Below are 17,401 nucleotides of genomic sequence, written 5' to 3' on the forward strand. Positions count from 1 at the left end.
AGGACATTCCCATGACCACCGTCACCAGCACCAAAACCATCCACCACTTCATCAACGGCGCAGAGACCTCCGGCGAGGGCAGCCGCACCCAGCCCGTCTACAACCCCGCCACCGGGGCCGTCACCGCAGAGCTGCGGCTGGCCAACCGGGCGGACCTGGACAACACCGTCGCCGCCGCCCGCGCCGCCGCCGATTCCTGGGGCGACTTCTCCCTGGCCAAGCGCACCGCCGTGCTCTTCAAGTTCCGTGAGCTCGTCGCGGCCCATGTGGACGACCTCGCCGAGCTGATCACCGCCGAGCACGGCAAGGTCCTCTCCGACGCCAAGGGCGAAATCGGCCGCGGCCTCGAGGTCATCGAATTCGCCTGCGGCATCCCGACACTGCTCAAAGGCGACTACTCGGACCAGGTGTCCACCGGGATCGACGTGTTCTCCTTCCGCGAGCCGCTCGGCGTCGTCGCCGGCATCACGCCGTTCAACTTCCCGGTCATGGTGCCGCTGTGGATGGCGCCGATGGCGATCGCCACGGGTAACGCCTTCATCCTCAAGCCCTCCGAACGCGACCCGTCCGCCTCGATGCTGCTGGCCAAGCTGTGGAAGGACGCGGGCCTGCCCGACGGCGTCTTCCAGGTCCTGCACGGCGACAAGGAGACCGTCGACGGCCTCCTCACCCACCCGGACGTGGACGGCATCTCCTTCGTCGGCTCCACCCCGATCGCCCAGTACGTCCACGAAACCGCCACCAAGCACGGCAAGCGCGTTCAGGCCCTCGGCGGCGCCAAGAACCACGCCATCATCATGCCCGACGCCGACCTCGACAACGCGGCCGACCACCTCGCCGCGGCCGCTTTCGGCTCCGCCGGGGAGCGCTGCATGGCCATCTCGGTTGCCGTCGCCGTCGGCGAGGCCGCCGACCTGCTGGTCAAAAAGGTCGAAGAACGCGCCCTGGCCGTCAAGGTCAACAACGGCATCGTGCCCGACTCCGAAATGGGCCCGGTCATCACCCCGGCATCCAAGGAACGCATCGTCCGGATCGTCACCGAAGCCGAAGCCGCGGGAGCGGCGATGGTGGTGGACGGCCGTGACCTTGTGGTCCCCGGCCACGAGGACGGCTTCTGGGTCGGCCCCACCGTCCTGGACCACGTCAGGACCGAAATGACCGCGTACACCGAGGAAATCTTCGGCCCCGTCCTCGTTGTGGTACGGGTCGAGGACCTCGACGCCGGCATCGCTCTGATCAACGCCAACCCCTACGGCAACGGCACCGCCATCTTCACTTCCTCCGGCGCCAATGCCCGCACGTTCCAGCGTTCCGTCACGGTGGGCATGATCGGCATCAACGTGCCGCTGCCCGTGCCGGTGGCGTACCACTCCTTTGGCGGCTGGAAGGCCTCGCTGTTCGGCGACAAGCATATGTACGGCCCCGAAGGTGTGTCGTTCTACACCCGCGGCAAGGTGGTCACCTCCCGCTGGCCCGAACCGACCCACGCCTCGGGCGCCTCCTACAACTTCCCGTCCAACTGATCCCGGCCCCAAACAAGAAGGACAACGCTGTCATGACTGAGAACAAGCTGATCATCGGCACCGCGCCGGACTCCTGGGGTGTCTGGTTCCCGGATGACCCCCAGCAGACCCCGTGGGAACGTTTCCTGGACGAGGTGGCCGAATCCGGCTACAAGTGGATCGAACTCGGCCCCTACGGCTACCTTCCCACCGACCCGGCACGCCTCGCCGAGGAACTCAAGGCCCGCGATCTGAAGATCACCGCCGGCACCGTGTTCACCGCCTTCCATCGCGGCCTGGACCAGTGGGAGACCGCGTGGGAACCGGCCCGGAAGGTCGCCGAACTCACCGCCGCGATGGGCGGCGAACACATGGTGGTCATCCCGGCCATGTGGCGCGACGACGTCACCGGCGAGGCCGTGGAAAGCGGCCAGCTCACCGAGAAGGCCTGGAGCGACCTCTTCACCGGCCACAACCGACTCGGCAAGACCCTGCTGGAGGACTTCGGCCTGAAGCAACAGTTCCATTCGCACGCCGACTCCCATGTCGGCGCGCAGGAGGACATCGAGACCCTTCTCGCCGCTACAGACCCGAAGCACCTCAACCTGTGCCTGGACACCGGCCACGCCGAGTACTGCGGGGCCTCCAGCCTGGAGCTGATCAAGAACTACCCGGACCGGATCGGCTACCTGCATCTCAAGCAGATCAACCCCGACATCCTCAAAAAGGTCAATGAGCAGAACATGACCTGGGCCGCCGCCAACCTGGCCGGCGTGATGACCGAACCGCCGAACGGCCTGCCGGACCTGCGCGCGGTCATCGACGCCGTGGAGGCGCTGAACCGGCCCATCTTTGGCATTGTGGAACAGGACATGTACCCCGTGGCCTTCGACGTCCCGATGCCGATCGCCAAGCGCACCCGCAACTACCTGCTCTCCTGCGGCTCCCGCACCGCCGTCAACTAGAACTGAGGACAACATCATGACCAAGACACTCCGCGTAGCTGTCATCGGCGCCGGCCGTATGGGCGCAGACCACATCCAGCGGCTCAACACCCGCATCCACGGCGCGGAAGTTGCCGCCGTCGTCGACGTCGACCTCGCCCGGGCGCAGGCCGCCATCGAAGGGATCCCCGGCGCCGTCGCCCTGGCGGACGCCGATGAGGCGCTCAACAACGGCGACGTCAACGCCGTGCTGATCGCCACCCCCGGTTTCCTGCACGAGGACATCCTGCTCAAGGCGATCGCCAAGGACATCCCGATCCTGTGCGAGAAGCCGCTCACCCCGGACGCCGCATCCGCCTGGAAAATCGTCCAGGCCGAGGAGAAGCTGGGCCACCAGCGCATCCAGGTGGGCTTCATGCGCCGCTTCGACGCCGAATACGCCGCCCTCGGCAAGATCATCCGCGACTCCGAACTCGGTGAACTGCTGATGCTGCACCACCAGCACCGCAACCCGACCACCCCGGCGGGCTTCACCAACGAGATGCTGATCAACGACTCCGTGGTCCACGAATTCGACGCGATCCGCTACTTCACCGGCGAGGAAATCACCTCGGTCCAGGTCCGCCTGGGCAAGGCCACCCGGAACGCCCCGGCGGGCCAGCACGACCCGCAGCACGTGCTGATCGAAACCGAATCCGGCGTCCTGGCCGACGTCGAGATCTACGTCAACGCCAAGTTCGGCTACGAGGTGGCCACCCAGGCCTCCTTCGAGGACGGCATTGTCAGCATCGGCGGGGACAAGGGCCCTTACACCCGCAGCAACGGCCACTGGGGCGGAAACGTCGCCCCCGGCTTCGAGGAACGTTTCGGTGCTGCGTACGACGTCGAAATCCAGTCGTGGGTGGACGCCGCCCTCCGCGGTGAAATCGGCGGCCCGACGGCGTGGGACGGATACGCCACCGCCGCCTGCTGCGAGGCCGGCGTCGAAGCGCAGAAGAACGGCGAAAAGGTCGCCGTGAAGCTCAACGCGAAGCCCGGCCTTTACCGCTAGGAACCCTGCCGGCCGGTGCCCTCTACTGCTAAGAGCGCAGCGCCGGCCGGTGCCTACGTCCCCGCCTGATCCACAATGGAGTGTTCACCGTGAAAATCGCCCTTGATCCCACGCCGTTCCACCACAGCCACGGGCTCCTGGAGTTCCCGCGCGTGGTGGCCGACCTCGGCTACAAGTACATGCAGCTGACCCCGCACGCCGACTTCATCCCGTTCTTCAACCACCCGAAGGCCGATGACGAACTGGTGGGCCAGCTCAAGAAGGCGTGCAAGGACGCGGGGATCGAAATCGCCTCGGTGCTGCCGGTGCTGCGCTGGTCCGGCCCGGATGAGGATGCCCGCGAAGCTGCTGTCCGGTACTGGAAGCGTGCCATCCAGATCGCCGTGGACCTCGGCGTCAGCACCATGAACACCGAATTCAGCGGCCGGCCGGAGAAGGCCGAGGAGTCCGAGCGCGCGTTCTACCGCTCCATGGAGGAACTCCTGCCGATCATCGAGCGGGAGGGAATCGACCTGCTGATCGACCCGCACCCGGACGACTTCGTCGAGGAGGGCCTGGCCGCGATCCGGGTGATCCGCGGTCTGAACTCCAAGAATGTCGGCCTGGTCTATGTGGCTTCGCACAGCTTCCACATGAAAAACGCGCCACTGGACATCATGCGCGCGGCGGGGGACAAGCTCCGCCTCGTCCACGTCGCGGATACCATGGACCACCACGCCTCGCACGGGCTGCGCTACATCACCAACCCGCCCGGCAACCCGGTCCGGGTCCACCAGCACCTGAAAATCGGCGACGGCGACGTCAACTGGGACGAATTCTTCGGCGGCCTGAAGGAGATCGGCTTCCTTGACCGCGAAAACACCGTGATGGTTTCCAGCGTCTTCGCCGAAGACGACAACGCCGCCGAGGTCTCCCGCTACCAGCTCGAGACCATGAAGCAGCAGATCCAAAAGGTGAGCGTATGACGTCGGCGGCAACCGCCCAGCAGCGGAAGGCGCCCGGAAACCACCAACGGGCATTGCGCACCGCGACCATCATCTCCACCTTCGGCGGGCTGCTCTTCGGCTATGACACCGGCGTTATCAACGGCGCCCTGCCCTACATGCAGGAGGACCTGGGCCTCACGCCGCTGACCGAAGGGCTCGTGACCTCCTCGCTGCTCTTCGGTGCAGCCTTCGGCGCCCTGTTCGGCGGGCGCCTCGCGGACCGCAACGGACGACGCAAGATGATCATGGTGCTGGCCGTCATCTTCCTGATCGGCACCCTGGCCTGCACCTTCGCCCCGAACACCGAGGTGATGATCCTGGCCCGCTTCGTCCTCGGCCTCGCCGTCGGCGGCGCCTCGGTCACCGTCCCGGTGTACCTCGCCGAAGTCTCGCCGAGCGCCCGGCGCGGGCGGATCGTCACCCAGAACGAGCTGATGATCGTCACCGGCCAGCTGCTGGCCTTCATCTTCAATGCCTACCTCGGCACCACCTTCGGCGAATCCGGCGGGATCTGGCGCTGGATGCTCGTGATCGCCACGCTGCCCGCGATCGCGCTCTGGATCGGGATGAACTTCATGCCCGAAAGCCCCCGCTGGCTGGCCTCGATGGGCAGCTTCGGCGAAACCCTCAGCGTGCTGCAGCGGATCCGCTCCCAGTCCGAGGCCCGGGCCGAGTTCGAGGAAGTCAAGGCCCTGGCCGTGGAGGACTACAAGTCCAAGATGGGCTCCTGGAAGGACCTCGGCGTCCCCTGGCTCCGCCGCATCTTCGTCGTGGGCGTTGGCCTCGCCGTCATCCAGCAGATCACCGGCGTGAACTCGATCATGTACTACGGCACCCAGATCCTCGCCCAGTCCGGCTTCGGCAGGGAGGCGGCGTTGACGGCGAACATCGCCAACGGCGTCATCTCGGTCGTGGCCACTTTCGTGGGGATCTGGCTGCTGGGCAAGGTGGGCCGGCGCAGGATGCTCATCACCGGCCAGCTCGGGACGACGGCGGCGCTGCTTCTGATCGGTGTCTTCTCGCTGGTCCTGCCCGAAGGCACCGCCCGCGGCTTCGTGATCCTCGGGCTGACGGTGACGTTCCTAGCGTTCCAGCAGGGCGCGATCTCCCCGGTCACCTGGCTGATGCTCTCCGAGATCTTCCCGCTGAAGATCCGCGGCCTGGGCATGGGGGCCTCGGCCTTCGTGCTGTGGACGGTGAACTTCCTGGTCGGTTTCGGCTTTCCCCAACTCCTCGCCGCGATCGGGCTCTCCAACACCTTCTTCGTCTTTGCCGTGCTGGGCGTCGGCGCCATCGCGTTCGCCGCGAAGTACATTCCGGAGACGAAGGACAAGAGCCTGGAAGATCTCGAGCACCACTTCAAACAGCTGGCGGCGAAACAACCCGTCACCGCATAGCCTGGCCAAAAGAAGGCCCTGCCCCCGGCACCCCCCTGCTGCGAGTCAGATGGGGACCGGGGCGGGCGGGGCCTTGTGCGTTGTCGGGCTAGACGCGGGTGTGCAGGGTGGGGAGCGCGTCGATAAGTGGTGCCAGTTCCGGCACTTCCTGCGCCTCGGCCAGCGCACGCTCAAGTGTGGCGTCGTGGCTGGGCCTGGCCTCCGCCAGCAGCTTGATGCCGCCCGGTGTGAGCTCGGTGTAGATCCCCCGGCGGTCATCGGCACACAGGATCCGGGTCAGCAGGCCCCGGTCCTCGAGCCGGTTGACCAGGCGTGTGGTGGCGCTGGCGCTCAACGCGGTGGCGCGGGCCAACTGCTGCATCCGCATGTGCCACCCGTCCTGGCGGCTCAGCGCATCCAGGACGGTGTACTCCACGACCGACAGCTGCGCCACGGCCTGCAGCGAGCGCTCCAGCTCCGCCTCGATCAGTCCGTGCAAGGCCGCCAGGGTCCGCCAGCCTTGTGCACGGACCTCGACGGCGTCGTCCTTGATGCCCATCAGTTCATCCCTTCAGATCAGTTTGCCCCGCCCCGAGGAAATCCGGAACGCAGGTAGCCCACAATTTAGTTGCTTGCGCGGCATACTTGCTTGTGCAACAATAAATAACGCGTCTGCAACTAATAGCTTACGCTTCGTATTTCTTTCCGTACAGTTTCTGAAGGAGCTTCTCCATGCCTATTGGCCTGATAGCACTCGCCCTCGGCGGGTTCGGGATCGGACTCACCGAGTTCGTCATCATGGGCCTGCTGCCCGAAGTGGCCGCGGACTTCCGGGTCAGCGAGGCCACGGCGGGCTGGCTCATCTCCGGCTACGCGCTCGCCGTAGTTGTGGGTGCACTGCTCCTCACCGCCGCAGTGACACGCTTCGAGCGCAAGCCGGTCCTGGCCGTGCTGATGGTGCTGTTCATTGCCGGCAACCTGGTCTCCGCCATTGCGCCGGACTACGGCCTGATGATGGCCGGCCGCATCATCGCTGCGCTCGCGCACGGCGCCTTCTTCGGCATCGGTGCGGTGGTCGCCGCCAGCATGGTCGCCCCCACCAAGAAGGCCGGTGCGATCGCCATCATGTTCACCGGTCTGACCGCGGCCAACGTCCTCGGCGTGCCGTTCGGCACCATGCTGGGCCAGGCCGCCGGCTGGCGCTCCACCTTCTGGGCGATCACGGGCATCGGCGTGCTGGCGCTCGTGGCGATCCTGGCGCTGGTGCCCAGGGTGGGGTCCGGCCAGGCTTCCCCCGGCGGACTGCGAGGGGAACTCCGGGCCTTCCGCTCCGGCCAGGTCTGGCTCTCCATCCTGGTTACCATCCTGGGCTACGGCGGCATGTTCGGCGCCTTCACCTACATCGCCTTTACCCTCACCGAGGTCACCGGCTTCTCGGCCTCCACCGTGCCGTGGCTGCTGATCCTGTTCGGCGTTGGCCTCTTCATCGGCAACACCGTGGGCGGCAAAGCCGCTGACAAGAACGTGGACCGCACCCTGCTCGTGGTGCTCTCCGTCCTTGTCGTGGTGCTCGTAGTCTTCGCCCTGACCTCCGCAAACCAGCCGATGACCGTCGCCTCCATGGTGCTGCTGGGCGGCTTCGGCTTCGCCACGGTCCCCGGACTGCAGATGCGCGTCATGAAGTACGCCACGACGGCCCCCACCCTGGCGTCCGGTGCCAACATCGGTGCCTTCAACGTCGGCAATGCGCTGGGCGCGTGGCTGGGCGGCGTGACCATCACTGCCGGCCTCGGCTACACCTCGCCCATCTGGGCCGGCGCCGGGATCACCCTGCTGGGCCTGGCGGTCATGGTGTTTGCGGCGGCCGCTGCGAAGCGGCGTGACCCGTCCGCGGCCGACGCTGTTGGCACAGGCGTCGAACAGGAGAGTGCGGAACTCCAGCGGACCTAGCGGCCTTGATCGCACTGTTGAGGCGACGACGACGGCGGCCCCGGCTGCCGTCGTCGTCGTCGTCGTTTTGACTGTGGCGCCGTCGTGGATGAGCCGGCCGGCGATTCTTTACGCGCGCAACAGCATTCGTTACGTGATTACATCCTAATGTCAGGACAAACTATTGACATAAGTGAGCTAAGTCACCATGATCGAGGTAGGCATTATTCCGGTGGCTGCAAGGTAGCAGCCCGGAGCTGAAATCAAAGGAGATTCACGGTGGCAAAATTTTCATGGCGCAAGGCAACCCTGGTGGCGGCGGTTGTGCCGATGCTGGCATTGAGCGCGTGTTCCAGTACCGGTGGCAAGCCGGCAGACTCGGGCAACGCGGCTGGGGGTGGCCAGGTCGCCACCACAGAGCGGATGAAGATCGCCCTAATCACCCACGCAGCAGCAGGTGACACTTTCTGGGACATCGTTCGCAAGGGTGCCGAGGAGGCATCGGCGAAGGACAACGTTGAGCTTCTCTACACGTCCGATCCCGAAGCCGGGCGCCAGGCCCAGCTCATCCAGCAGGCTATCGACCAGAAGGTCGATGGCATTGCGGTCACGCTCGCCAAGCCCGAAGCCCTCAAGGACGCGCTGAAGAAGGCCACCGACGCCGGCATCCCGGTTGTGAGCCTCAACGCCGGCGAGGGGGTCTCGGCGCAGCTGGGGGCGTTCACCCACTTCGGCTCGAACGAAAAGCTCGCCGGCGAGGCCGTCGGCACCCGGCTCGCGGCGGAGAACTTCAAGCTCCCGGTCTGCGTGATTCAGGAGCAGGGCCACGTCGGACTTGAAGCACGTTGCGCCGGCGTCAAGGCGAAGGTGCCTGGAACGGAGATCCTTTACGTCGACGGCAAGGACATGACCTCCGTCCAGTCCACCGCGACAGCCAAGCTGCAAGCTTCCAAGGACGCCGACGTCATCATCGGCCTCGGCGCCCCCATCACACTGACTCTCCTCAAGTCGGTCACGGACGCCGGCAGCTCTGCCAAGGTTGCAAGTTTCGACCTGAACGCGGACCTCGCCCAGAAGATCGTGGATGGTGCAGTTCTGTTTACAGTGGATCAGCAGCCGTGGCTGCAGGGATACGGCGCCGTTGATGCGCTGTGGCAGAACAAGCGCGGCGGCTTCGGCATCGGCGGCGGCCTTTCGGTCCTCACCGGCCCGAGCCTCGTCGACAAGTCAAATGCGGCCGATGTCCTGACCTTCGCCAAGCAGGGTATCCGCTAACAGCCCGCTGGCCGGTCCGGCTCAGGCCGGCCCGGCAGCAAGGAGATCTATCATGACCATCACCCAGACAAAGACCAAGTCAGCGGCGCCCGATGAGCGCGTCGCCAAGCGCAGTCCGTTCCAGAAGCTTCTTGGACGTCCCGAGGTCGGTGCCCTGGTGGGCGCCATCGTCCTGTTCATCTTCTTCGCGTTGGTTTCCCCGACGTTTACCCAGCCGAACGCGCTGGCGACCATTCTGTACGGCAGCTCCACGATCGGGATCATGGCCGTGGGGGTGTCCTTGCTGATGATCGGCGGGGAGTTCGACCTGTCCACCGGCGTCGCGGTGATCTCCTCGGCGCTGACTGCGTCGATGTTCAGCTGGTACTTCAGCACGAACGTCTGGGTCGGTGTCATCCTGGCGTTGCTGGTCTCCGTGGGCATCGGCTACATCAACGGCTGGATCCTGATGAAGACCAAGCTGCCGAGCTTCATCGTCACCCTGGCGACGTTCCTGATGCTGACCGGCCTGAACCTGGGGCTGACCCGCCTGATCGGCGGTTCGGTGTCCTCACCGTCCATCTCCACCATGGACGGCTTCGCCTCGGCCCGGGCCGTGTTCGCCTCCTCCGTGACCATCGGCGGCGTCGACGTCAAGATCACGGTGTTCATCTGGATCGCGCTCGTCGCGGTGGCCACGTGGGTACTGATGCGGACCCGCGTGGGGAACTGGATCTTCGCCGTCGGCGGGGACGAGAACGCGGCCCGCGCCGTGGGTGTCCCGGTCAAGGCCACCAAGATCGGTTTGTTCATGGGCGTGGGCTTCTGCGGCTGGATCCTCGGCATGCACAACCTCTTCGCCTTCGACACCGTGCAGTCCGGTGAAGGCGTGGGCAACGAATTCCTCTACATCATCGCCGCGGTGATCGGCGGCTGCCTCCTGACCGGCGGTTACGGCTCGGCGATCGGCGGCGCGATCGGCGCGTTCATCTTCGGCATGGCCAACAAGGGCATCGTTTACGCGCAGTGGAACCCGGACTGGTTCAAGTTCTTCCTCGGCCTGATGCTGCTGCTGGCCACCATCGTCAACCTCGTCGTCAAACGCCGCGCGGAACTCAAGTAAAGGGGCCCGGGAATATGAACGCCAACGAAATCGACCAGCACACGCTGCTGAAGAACGAAAAAGACCCGCTCACGCACACCCCCGTGCACCTGCTCTCCCTCGAGGGGGTCGGCAAGCACTACGGCAACATCATCGCCCTGTCCGATGTCACGATGGCCGTGGACAACGGCCGCGTCACCTGCGTGCTCGGCGACAACGGCGCGGGCAAGTCCACGCTGATCAAGATCATCGCCGGCCTGCACCAGCACGACGCCGGGGTCCTTAACATCATGGGCGAGGAACGCAAATTCGCCTCTCCCCGGGACGCCCTGGACGCCGGCATCGCCACCGTCTACCAGGACCTCGCGGTGGTGCCCCTGATGCCGATCTGGCGGAACTTCTTCCTCGGCTCGGAACTGACGTCCGGCTTCGGCCCGTTCAAGAGCATGGACGTCGAGAAAATGAAGGAGATCACGCTCAAGGAACTCGCCGAGATGGGCATCGACCTGCGCGACGTGGAGCAGCCGATCGGCCAGCTCTCCGGCGGTGAACGCCAGTGTGTCGCGATCGCCCGGGCCGTGTACTTCGGCGCGAAGGTCCTGATCCTGGACGAGCCCACCGCGGCCCTGGGCGTGAAGCAGTCCGGCGTCGTGCTTCGCTACATCCTGCAGGCCCGCGACCGCGGCCTCGGCGTCATCTTCATCACCCACAACCCGCACCACGCCTTCCCCGTCGGCGACCGGTTCCTGCTGCTCAAGCGCGGCAAATCGATCGGCTACTACGACAAAAAGGACATCACCCTCGACGAACTCACCGCCCAAATGGCCGGCGGCGCCGAACTCGCCGAACTCGCCCACGAACTCGAACAACTCGGCGGACACGGCGACGTGGTCAAGGAAGTCCAGAACGAAGTGGCCGAGGTGGCGCAGACCACCGGAAAGTCCTATTAGCCCCAAGGGGGAGCAGGGCCCGCCCGCTTGGGCCTGGCCCTGCTTCTTCATGCGCTGGTCGAGCCAAGGCCTGGCATCCTCGGTCCCACCCTTGACCAGTTCCGCCCTTAAGCAGTTGTAATCACTTGAAAGGATGAGCCAATGGCCTACCTGAATCGAGACTCCACCAATTACCCCTTGCCCGTGCACATCGGGCTGATCGGCTCGGGCTGGATGGGCGCTTTCCACGCCGAGAGCATCGCCCGCCGGGTCCCCGGCGCCGAGCTCGCGGCCATCGCTGACCCCAATGTGGAGTCCGCCGCGGCTCTGGCCTCCGTCCTGGGCGCCGGCAAGGTGAGCGCCGACGCCGCCGACATCCTTGCCGACCCGGAGATCGACGCAGTGATCATTGCGAGCCCGGCGCGCTTCCACGCCTCCCTGATTGGCCAGGCTGCCGCCGCCGGAAAACACGTGTTCTGCGAGAAGCCGGCAGGACTGGGGCTCGACGAGCTCGACGCCGCCCTGGCCGCCGTGGACGCGGCCGGAGTGCACTTCCAGATCGGATTCAACCGCCGCTATGCGGCGGACTTCCAGGCCGCCAAGAAGGACCTCGCCGCCGGCACCGTCGGGACGCCGCAACTGCTGCGCTCGCTGACCCGGGATCCTGGCACGGGAAGTATTCCGCACGCGGCCAGGGTCCCGGCGTGGACCGTCTTCCTGGAAACGCTGATCCACGACTTCGACACCCTGAACTGGTTCAACGAAGGCGCCGAACCGGTGGAGGTCTACGCCATTGCCGATGCGCTCGTGGAACCCGCACTGCGCGATCAGGGTTTCCTGGACACGGCAGTGGTAACCATCCGCTACAGCAACGGCGCCGTCGCTGTGGCCGAGGCAAACTTCAGCGCCCTCTACGGCTACGACATCCGCGGGGAAGTCTTCGGTTCCAAGGGCATGGTGCAGGCCGGGCGTGCCACGGAAACCGCGGCCCGCCGGTACACCGCCGACGGGATGTCGGCCGACACCCCGCGGCTGAACGTGGAGCTCTTCCGGGAGGCCTACACGGATGAACTCGTCGACTTTGCCGACGCCGTGCGCGCGCGGCGTGACGGCACATCGGCGTCGTCGAAGGCCTATACCCTCACGCCGGGAGCCGCAGACGCCCGGCGGGCGCTGGCCATGGCGCTTGCCTGCATCGAATCGGTCAAGCGCGGCACTCCGGTGGCCGTCAACGAGACGGCTGTCCTCTGATGCGTCTTGCCGTCTGCGCGGAGATGGTCTTCACCGACCTCCCGTTCACGGAGCGGGTGCGCCGGATCCACGAGGCCGGCTTCGACGTCGAACTCTGGGACTCGCGGACCAAGGACATCGGTGCACTGAAGGCCACCGGGGCGGTGTTTTCCTCCATGACGGGATACACCGCCGGCAGCCTGGTGGACCCCGACACTGCGGACGAGGTGGTGCGGACGGCCGAATCGCTCATCCCTACCGCGCTGGAACTCGGTGTGAGCCGGATGGTGGTGCACCCGGCGGAACTCATCGACGGCCAGGCAGCCCGTCCCCTCTACCGGCCCAGCGGCCACATGTGGACTACCGGTGCTAGGACCCTGGAGCGGCTCGGCAGGCTGGGAGAGAAATACGGGGTGACGTTCTGCCTCGAGAACCTCAACACCATCCTCGACCACCCCGGCATCCCGCTGGCCCGTGCCAAGGACACCCTGGCACTTGTGCAGGCCGCCGGGCACCCGAACGCCAGGCTCATGCTGGATCTCTACCACGCCCAGATGGGGGAGGGAAACCTGATCGAGCTCGTCCGGAACGCCCTGCCGTACCTTGGCGAAATCCAGGTGGCGGATGTTCCCGGTCGCTGCGAACCCGGGACCGGTGAAATCAACTACGCGGCCGTCGCCAGGGCGCTCGCAGAGGCCGGCTACGACGGCACCGTGGGCATGGAAGCCTGGGCCAGCGGTGACAGCTATGCGGCACTGGAGGCCTTCCGGGCAGCATTCACCGTGCCCGCACTACACACGGGAGCAGAAGTATGAAAGAGGTAATACTCGGACTGGTCGGCGTGGGGCGGATCGGCGTTATGCACGCCAACAACATCGCCGCGCTCAACAACGTCCTGAATCCGCAGGGCATCAACGTCCGGCTCCGGCTCACCGACGTCGCGGAAGACCACGCCCGGGCCATCGCCGACGGGCTGGGTGCCGAGTGCCTGCCCTCTGTGGAGGCGCTCCTTGCAGCCGGGCTGGACGGGCTCGTCATCGCCACGGGAACCGGGACCCACCCGGACCTGATCAAGGCCGGAGTGGGCGCCGGAATCCCGGTCTTCTGCGAGAAGCCCGTAGCCCTGAACGTGGAAGACGCCCTGCCTGTCCTCGACTACCTCCGGGAACGGAACGGCGTTGTCCAGATCGGCCACCAGCGCCGCTTCGACGCCGGCTATCTCGAAGCCAAGCGGGCGTACCAGGCCGGCGAACTGGGCTGGATCCACTCGCTGCGCGCCGTCACATGCGATATGACGCCGCCGCCGGTCGAGTTCCTTGCCGGCTCCGGCGGCCTGTTCCGGGACTGCTCGGTCCACGATTTCGACATCATCCGCTGGCTCACCGGCCGGGAAATCGTCGAGGTGTACGCCAGGGGCTCCAACAACGGGGACCCCGCCATCGGGGAAGCCGGCGATGTGGACACGGCCCTCGCGCTGGTGACCTTCGACGACGGCACCGTGGGAACTGTCTCGGCCACCCGCTACAACGGGGCGGGCCACGACGTGCGGCTGGAAATCCAGGGCTCCCGCGGTTCGCTGATGGTAGGCTTGGACGACAAGGCCGCGCTTGCCTCGGCTGAAGCCGGGATCACGTTCCCGGCCGGCGAGCCCCACCGGACCTTTGCCGGCCGGTTCGACCAGGCCTACCGCGCCGAGATGGCTGCCTTCGTCGAGTTGATCCTGGGCAAGCGGGAAAATCCCTGTACCCCGGAAGATGCCGTGGCGGCTTCCCGGGTGGCGGATGCCGCCCAGGAATCGCTGGCGACGGGCGTCCCGGTCCGGGTGGTCCAGACCGTCGCCAGCTGACCGGGGACTGCGTAGCGCATGGAACCCCCGGGGCCTAAGGGCCCCGGGGGTTCTTTTGTCTGCGTCGGCCCGGCGGCGTCAGGCGCCGAACGGCAGCCGCGGGTCGAGGTCCTGGCCAGCCCAGGTCTGCCGGATCCAGCCGTGGTGCGGGTCGTCGCTGATGAGCCAGTCACGGACCGGGCCGGGGCCCGCCATCACGTTGAGGTAGTACATGTCGTAACCGGGGGCAGCCATCGCCGGGCCGTGCCAGCCATATGGCACCAGCACGACGTCGCCGGTCCGCACCTCAGCGGAGACATCGATAGGGCGCTCATCCGAGGCATACACGCGCTGGTAGCCGATCGCGTCGTCCGTTCCCGGACGCGCCGGGGCGCCGCGGGCCACCCGGGTTTCGAAGTAGTAGATCTCTTCCAGGCTGGTCTCGCCGTCCTTCTCCTCGTCATGCTTGTGCGGGGGATAGGAGGACCAGTTGCCGGCAGGAGTGAGGACCTCGCAGACGATGAACCGGTCCGCCTCCAGCGCCGCGGGCGTGCCGAAGTTGTGGACCTGGCGGGAGCAGTTGCCGGCCCCGCGCAGTTCCACCGGCGTCTCGGCGGCGGTAATAAGGCGGGTCGGGTAGGAGGCCTTGGCCGGGGCCGTGGCGACGGCAACCCGTCCGCCGTCGGCCGAGCTGATGGTCACGGCCTTGCCGGTCCCGGTGTAGAGCACATCGCTGGGACCGCTGAAGACGCTGTCCCGGCCGGCCAGCCGGTACTCCCCGCCGTCGACGGACACCGTGAAGGAACCGTTGAGCGGGATGACGATGCGTTCCTCGTCCGCGGCGGGCAGCTCGACGGCGCCGCCGGCCGCCAGCGTGGCAACCTTCAGCCCGGTGTGGGCCCAGCCGTCAATGTCCAGCCTGGAGTCGGAGGTTCCCAGTGAGATGTCCCATTTGCCTTGGGTGGCGGTGCCGAGCGGATAGACCCAGTTGGCCATGAGTTCTGCCCTTTCGTTGCAGCGCCGGAGGAAGGCGCGGGTGGTTGCGGGGTGGAGCCGGTACCGCGAAGGAGAAGCCTGCCCCCCTAGCGCTGGACCAGTGTCATTTCGAAGCTGTAGGAGTCGGCCCGGTAGACGTGGTGGCCGGTTTCGACGAGCCGTCCTGTGTCATCCACGGCGGTGCGCTCCATCGTGACGAGGGCGGATCCGGGGGTGGTTTCCAGCAGTGGCGCCTGGTAGTCGTTGGCGACCATGGCGCCGATGCGCTGTGAGGCGAGCCGGAAGTTCACGCCGCCGTTGCGGAGGATCCCGTAGAGGCCTTGTGAACCCAGAAGCGCTTCATCGATGGTGGTGATGTCGTCGCGGACCCAGTTCTCCATCAGGGCCAGCGGTTTGCCGCCGACCTTCCGGAGCCGGGTGAAGTGGTACACCTTGGCGCCGGCGGGGAGCTGCAGTGCTTCCCGGGTGGCGGCGTCGGCTTCGTCGTGGGAGAAGCTCAGTACCTCGGTGGTGGGCTTGCTGCCGTTGTTGCTGAGGTCGTCGAAGAGGCTGGAGAGTTCCAGCGGACGCCGGACCTGGCTGGAGACCACTTGGGTGCCCACGCCGCGCTTGCGGACCAGCAGGCCGGAGCGGACCAGTTCGTCCATGGCTTTGCGCATGGTGGGACGGGAGAGGTTGAGCCGGGCAGCCAGATCGATTTCGTTGTCGAGACGGCTGCCCGGTGCCAGTACCCCGGAGTGGATCGCGGCTTCGATGCCCTGGACCACCTGGTGGTAGAGCGGTACCGGGGACGACCGGTCGATGCTGAGATTGAGTTGATGAGCCACTTTTTGAATAGCCACTGTTGAAGCGCTCCCTTGTGCCCCGGACCTGGGCCCAGATCGGGCCGCCGGTCACGTACTTAAGCATATGTTCGCTTGATAGGACATACTGCCTAAGTTCATGATAGCAGGGCAGTTCAGGTCAGTGGAGACCTGCGGCACACCTCAACAAAGGCGCGGAAGGGTGCCAGCCGCTCCCCGGCGGAAAGTTCCAGTGCCTCGGGGTGCCACTGGACGGACGCGACCCAGCGATCCGGGTCCTCCAGCGCCTCGACGGTCCCGTCGTCGGCCACGGCTGTCACCACGAGCCCCTTGGCGACCCGGCCCACGGCCTGGTGATGGCCGGAGGCAATCTTCACGGTCACGCCGCCGGCGCCGTTCCCGTACAGCCCGGCGACCTTGGTCCCGGGCTGCACCTCGACCCCGTGCCAGGCCCACGGTCCGGCCCCCTGCGCCGGCCCGGGTTCGTTGTGCGCCACGGTGCCCGGGGCCATGTCCTGGATCAGGGTTCCGCCGTAGAGGACGTTGAGCAGCTGGTGCCCCCGGCAGATGCCGAGCAGCGGAAGCCCCGCGTCGATCGATTGCCGTGCGACGGCCAGATCCAGCTCGTCCTGGGCCTGGTTGACGTCGTAGCAGGCGCCACCGGATTCCTCGCCGTAGAGGCGGGGGTCCAGGTCACCGCCGCCCGGGAGGACGACGCCGTGGAGCGCCCGCTGCGCCGGGTCCGCCAGATCCCCGGGAGCCGGCGCCGCGGTGAGCAGCACCGGTTCGCCGCCGCCGTCGCGCACCAGTTCCACGATGTAGTCGAAGAGGTGATTGGCTGCCGCCACGCGCGGATCCGGGTCCGCGGAACTGCTGAGGCGGACGGGAATGCCGATGCGGGGCCGGCTGCTGCGGGCGAGGGGCGGAGTCTGCATGGTTTATTCTGCAACACAATGCCCGGGACTAGGATTGCCGGATGAACAACAGATATCTCGTGTCCCGCAGCCGCTTCATCGCGGCCGCTCCGGAAGCCATCTTTGAGGTGCTCGCTGCACCCGCGCTGCACAGCGTGATCGACGGTTCCGACACGGTCAAGGGGGCCCAGCCCCGCGGCCCCGAACGGCTCGCCCTCGGCGCGAAGTTCGGTATGGAAATGAACATGACGATGGACTACAAGATCCTCAACACAGTCTGCGAGTTCGAGGAAGGCCGACGCATCGCCTGGCGGCACTTCTACGGCCACGTGTGGCGCTATCTCCTGCAGCCCTCCGCCGACGCCGCCGGCAACCCCGGCACCCTGGTCACCGAACAGTGGGACGCGCGGCAGGTCCGCGGCAAGATCCTCCTGCGCCTCGCCGGTTACCTGCGCCGCCACCCGGCCAACCTGGAACAGACGCTGGCCAAGCTCGACGCCTACGTGGCCAGCGCCGCTGCCGGCAGCGTTGATCCCGGCGCCCCGGACCAGCACCGCTAG

17 protein-coding genes are annotated in these 17,401 nt (G+C 66.6%); 13 read left to right on the forward strand and 4 right to left on the reverse strand.

Features of this window, described 5'->3' with window-relative positions:
* Nucleotides 1-11: 11 nt before the first annotated feature.
* From ACZYZE_RS07995 to ACZYZE_RS08015, 5 genes are all read left to right on the forward strand, one after another.
* The gene (locus tag ACZYZE_RS07995) at nucleotides 12-1,523 is read left to right on the forward strand and encodes a CoA-acylating methylmalonate-semialdehyde dehydrogenase (RefSeq protein ID WP_463907246.1); all 1,512 of its coding nucleotides are present in this window, start codon (nucleotides 12-14) and stop codon (nucleotides 1,521-1,523) included.
* 32 nt (nucleotides 1,524-1,555) lie between these two features.
* Nucleotides 1,556-2,467, forward strand: coding sequence for a sugar phosphate isomerase/epimerase family protein (locus ACZYZE_RS08000; protein WP_459318520.1), 912 nt, complete (start codon nucleotides 1,556-1,558; stop codon nucleotides 2,465-2,467).
* A gap of 16 nt (nucleotides 2,468-2,483) precedes the next feature.
* On the forward strand, nucleotides 2,484-3,497 hold the full coding sequence (locus ACZYZE_RS08005; protein ID WP_463907247.1) for a Gfo/Idh/MocA family protein: 1,014 nt from the start codon (nucleotides 2,484-2,486) through the stop codon (nucleotides 3,495-3,497).
* Between the two features lie 89 nt (nucleotides 3,498-3,586).
* Complete coding sequence (locus tag ACZYZE_RS08010; RefSeq protein WP_459318839.1) at nucleotides 3,587-4,462, forward strand: sugar phosphate isomerase/epimerase family protein; 876 nt, start codon at nucleotides 3,587-3,589, stop codon at nucleotides 4,460-4,462.
* Complete coding sequence (locus ACZYZE_RS08015; RefSeq protein WP_463907248.1) at nucleotides 4,459-5,880, forward strand: sugar porter family MFS transporter; 1,422 nt, start codon at nucleotides 4,459-4,461, stop codon at nucleotides 5,878-5,880. The genes ACZYZE_RS08010 and ACZYZE_RS08015 overlap by 4 nt, the downstream gene beginning before the upstream one ends.
* Before the next feature lie 88 nt (nucleotides 5,881-5,968).
* Here the strand turns inward: ACZYZE_RS08015 and ACZYZE_RS08020 are convergent, their stop codons facing one another.
* On the reverse strand, nucleotides 5,969-6,418 hold the full coding sequence (locus tag ACZYZE_RS08020) for a MarR family winged helix-turn-helix transcriptional regulator (protein WP_463907249.1): 450 nt from the start codon (nucleotides 6,416-6,418) through the stop codon (nucleotides 5,969-5,971).
* A 173-nt stretch (nucleotides 6,419-6,591) separates the two neighbouring features.
* Between ACZYZE_RS08020 and ACZYZE_RS08025 the strand changes: the two genes are divergently transcribed.
* The 7 genes from ACZYZE_RS08025 to ACZYZE_RS08055 all read left to right on the forward strand — a co-directional run bounded on the left by ACZYZE_RS08025 (nucleotide 6,592) and on the right by ACZYZE_RS08055 (nucleotide 14,149).
* The gene (locus tag ACZYZE_RS08025; protein ID WP_463907250.1) at nucleotides 6,592-7,809 is read left to right on the forward strand and encodes an MFS transporter; all 1,218 of its coding nucleotides are present in this window, start codon (nucleotides 6,592-6,594) and stop codon (nucleotides 7,807-7,809) included.
* A gap of 258 nt (nucleotides 7,810-8,067) precedes the next feature.
* Nucleotides 8,068-9,063 (forward strand): substrate-binding domain-containing protein, encoded by a 996-nt coding sequence (locus tag ACZYZE_RS08030; protein WP_459318843.1) that lies wholly within the window; start codon nucleotides 8,068-8,070, stop codon nucleotides 9,061-9,063.
* Nucleotides 9,064-9,115: 52 nt separating this feature from the next.
* A complete protein-coding gene (locus ACZYZE_RS08035; protein ID WP_459318844.1) occupies nucleotides 9,116-10,165 on the forward strand; it encodes an ABC transporter permease in 1,050 nt (349 codons plus the stop codon).
* A gap of 14 nt (nucleotides 10,166-10,179) precedes the next feature.
* Nucleotides 10,180-11,094 (forward strand): ATP-binding cassette domain-containing protein, encoded by a 915-nt coding sequence (locus ACZYZE_RS08040; protein ID WP_463907251.1) that lies wholly within the window; start codon nucleotides 10,180-10,182, stop codon nucleotides 11,092-11,094.
* Nucleotides 11,095-11,235: 141 nt separating this feature from the next.
* Entirely contained in the window at nucleotides 11,236-12,324 is a 1,089-nt protein-coding gene (locus ACZYZE_RS08045; protein WP_459318846.1) for a Gfo/Idh/MocA family oxidoreductase, read from the forward strand.
* Nucleotides 12,324-13,118, forward strand: coding sequence for a TIM barrel protein (locus ACZYZE_RS08050; RefSeq protein WP_459318847.1), 795 nt, complete (start codon nucleotides 12,324-12,326; stop codon nucleotides 13,116-13,118). The genes ACZYZE_RS08045 and ACZYZE_RS08050 overlap by 1 nt, the downstream gene beginning before the upstream one ends.
* Nucleotides 13,115-14,149 (forward strand): Gfo/Idh/MocA family oxidoreductase, encoded by a 1,035-nt coding sequence (locus ACZYZE_RS08055; protein ID WP_463907252.1) that lies wholly within the window; start codon nucleotides 13,115-13,117, stop codon nucleotides 14,147-14,149. The genes ACZYZE_RS08050 and ACZYZE_RS08055 overlap by 4 nt, the downstream gene beginning before the upstream one ends.
* Before the next feature lie 78 nt (nucleotides 14,150-14,227).
* Here the strand turns inward: ACZYZE_RS08055 and iolB are convergent, their stop codons facing one another.
* The 3 genes from iolB to ACZYZE_RS08070 form a co-directional block, all read right to left on the reverse strand.
* Entirely contained in the window at nucleotides 14,228-15,124 is an 897-nt protein-coding gene (iolB, locus tag ACZYZE_RS08060) for a 5-deoxy-glucuronate isomerase (protein WP_463907253.1), read from the reverse strand.
* Nucleotides 15,125-15,210: 86 nt separating this feature from the next.
* A complete protein-coding gene (locus tag ACZYZE_RS08065) occupies nucleotides 15,211-15,951 on the reverse strand; it encodes a GntR family transcriptional regulator (RefSeq protein WP_459318930.1) in 741 nt (246 codons plus the stop codon).
* A gap of 131 nt (nucleotides 15,952-16,082) precedes the next feature.
* Nucleotides 16,083-16,862, reverse strand: coding sequence for a gamma-glutamyl-gamma-aminobutyrate hydrolase family protein (locus ACZYZE_RS08070; RefSeq protein ID WP_463907254.1), 780 nt, complete (start codon nucleotides 16,860-16,862; stop codon nucleotides 16,083-16,085).
* 41 nt (nucleotides 16,863-16,903) lie between these two features.
* Between ACZYZE_RS08070 and ACZYZE_RS08075 the strand changes: the two genes are divergently transcribed.
* Complete coding sequence (locus ACZYZE_RS08075; RefSeq protein ID WP_459318851.1) at nucleotides 16,904-17,401, forward strand: SRPBCC family protein; 498 nt, start codon at nucleotides 16,904-16,906, stop codon at nucleotides 17,399-17,401.

It is taken from the genome of Pseudarthrobacter woesei, assembly GCF_055412745.1.

Coding starts and splice junctions, on each gene's coding strand:
- ACZYZE_RS07995 (WP_463907246.1), top strand. CDS start 12: ATGACCACCGTCACCAGCACCAAAACCATCCACCACTTCATCAACGGC.
- ACZYZE_RS08015 (WP_463907248.1), top strand. CDS start 4,459: ATGACGTCGGCGGCAACCGCCCAGCAGCGGAAGGCGCCCGGAAACCAC.
- ACZYZE_RS08040 (WP_463907251.1), top strand. CDS start 10,180: ATGAACGCCAACGAAATCGACCAGCACACGCTGCTGAAGAACGAAAAA.
- ACZYZE_RS08020 (WP_463907249.1), bottom strand. CDS start 6,418: ATGGGCATCAAGGACGACGCCGTCGAGGTCCGTGCACAAGGCTGGCGG.
- ACZYZE_RS08025 (WP_463907250.1), top strand. CDS start 6,592: ATGCCTATTGGCCTGATAGCACTCGCCCTCGGCGGGTTCGGGATCGGA.
- ACZYZE_RS08035 (WP_459318844.1), top strand. CDS start 9,116: ATGACCATCACCCAGACAAAGACCAAGTCAGCGGCGCCCGATGAGCGC.
- iolB (WP_463907253.1), bottom strand. CDS start 15,124: ATGGCCAACTGGGTCTATCCGCTCGGCACCGCCACCCAAGGCAAATGG.
- ACZYZE_RS08055 (WP_463907252.1), top strand. CDS start 13,115: ATGAAAGAGGTAATACTCGGACTGGTCGGCGTGGGGCGGATCGGCGTT.
- ACZYZE_RS08000 (WP_459318520.1), top strand. CDS start 1,556: ATGACTGAGAACAAGCTGATCATCGGCACCGCGCCGGACTCCTGGGGT.
- ACZYZE_RS08050 (WP_459318847.1), top strand. CDS start 12,324: ATGCGTCTTGCCGTCTGCGCGGAGATGGTCTTCACCGACCTCCCGTTC.
- ACZYZE_RS08070 (WP_463907254.1), bottom strand. CDS start 16,862: ATGCAGACTCCGCCCCTCGCCCGCAGCAGCCGGCCCCGCATCGGCATT.
- ACZYZE_RS08005 (WP_463907247.1), top strand. CDS start 2,484: ATGACCAAGACACTCCGCGTAGCTGTCATCGGCGCCGGCCGTATGGGC.
- ACZYZE_RS08075 (WP_459318851.1), top strand. CDS start 16,904: ATGAACAACAGATATCTCGTGTCCCGCAGCCGCTTCATCGCGGCCGCT.
- ACZYZE_RS08045 (WP_459318846.1), top strand. CDS start 11,236: ATGGCCTACCTGAATCGAGACTCCACCAATTACCCCTTGCCCGTGCAC.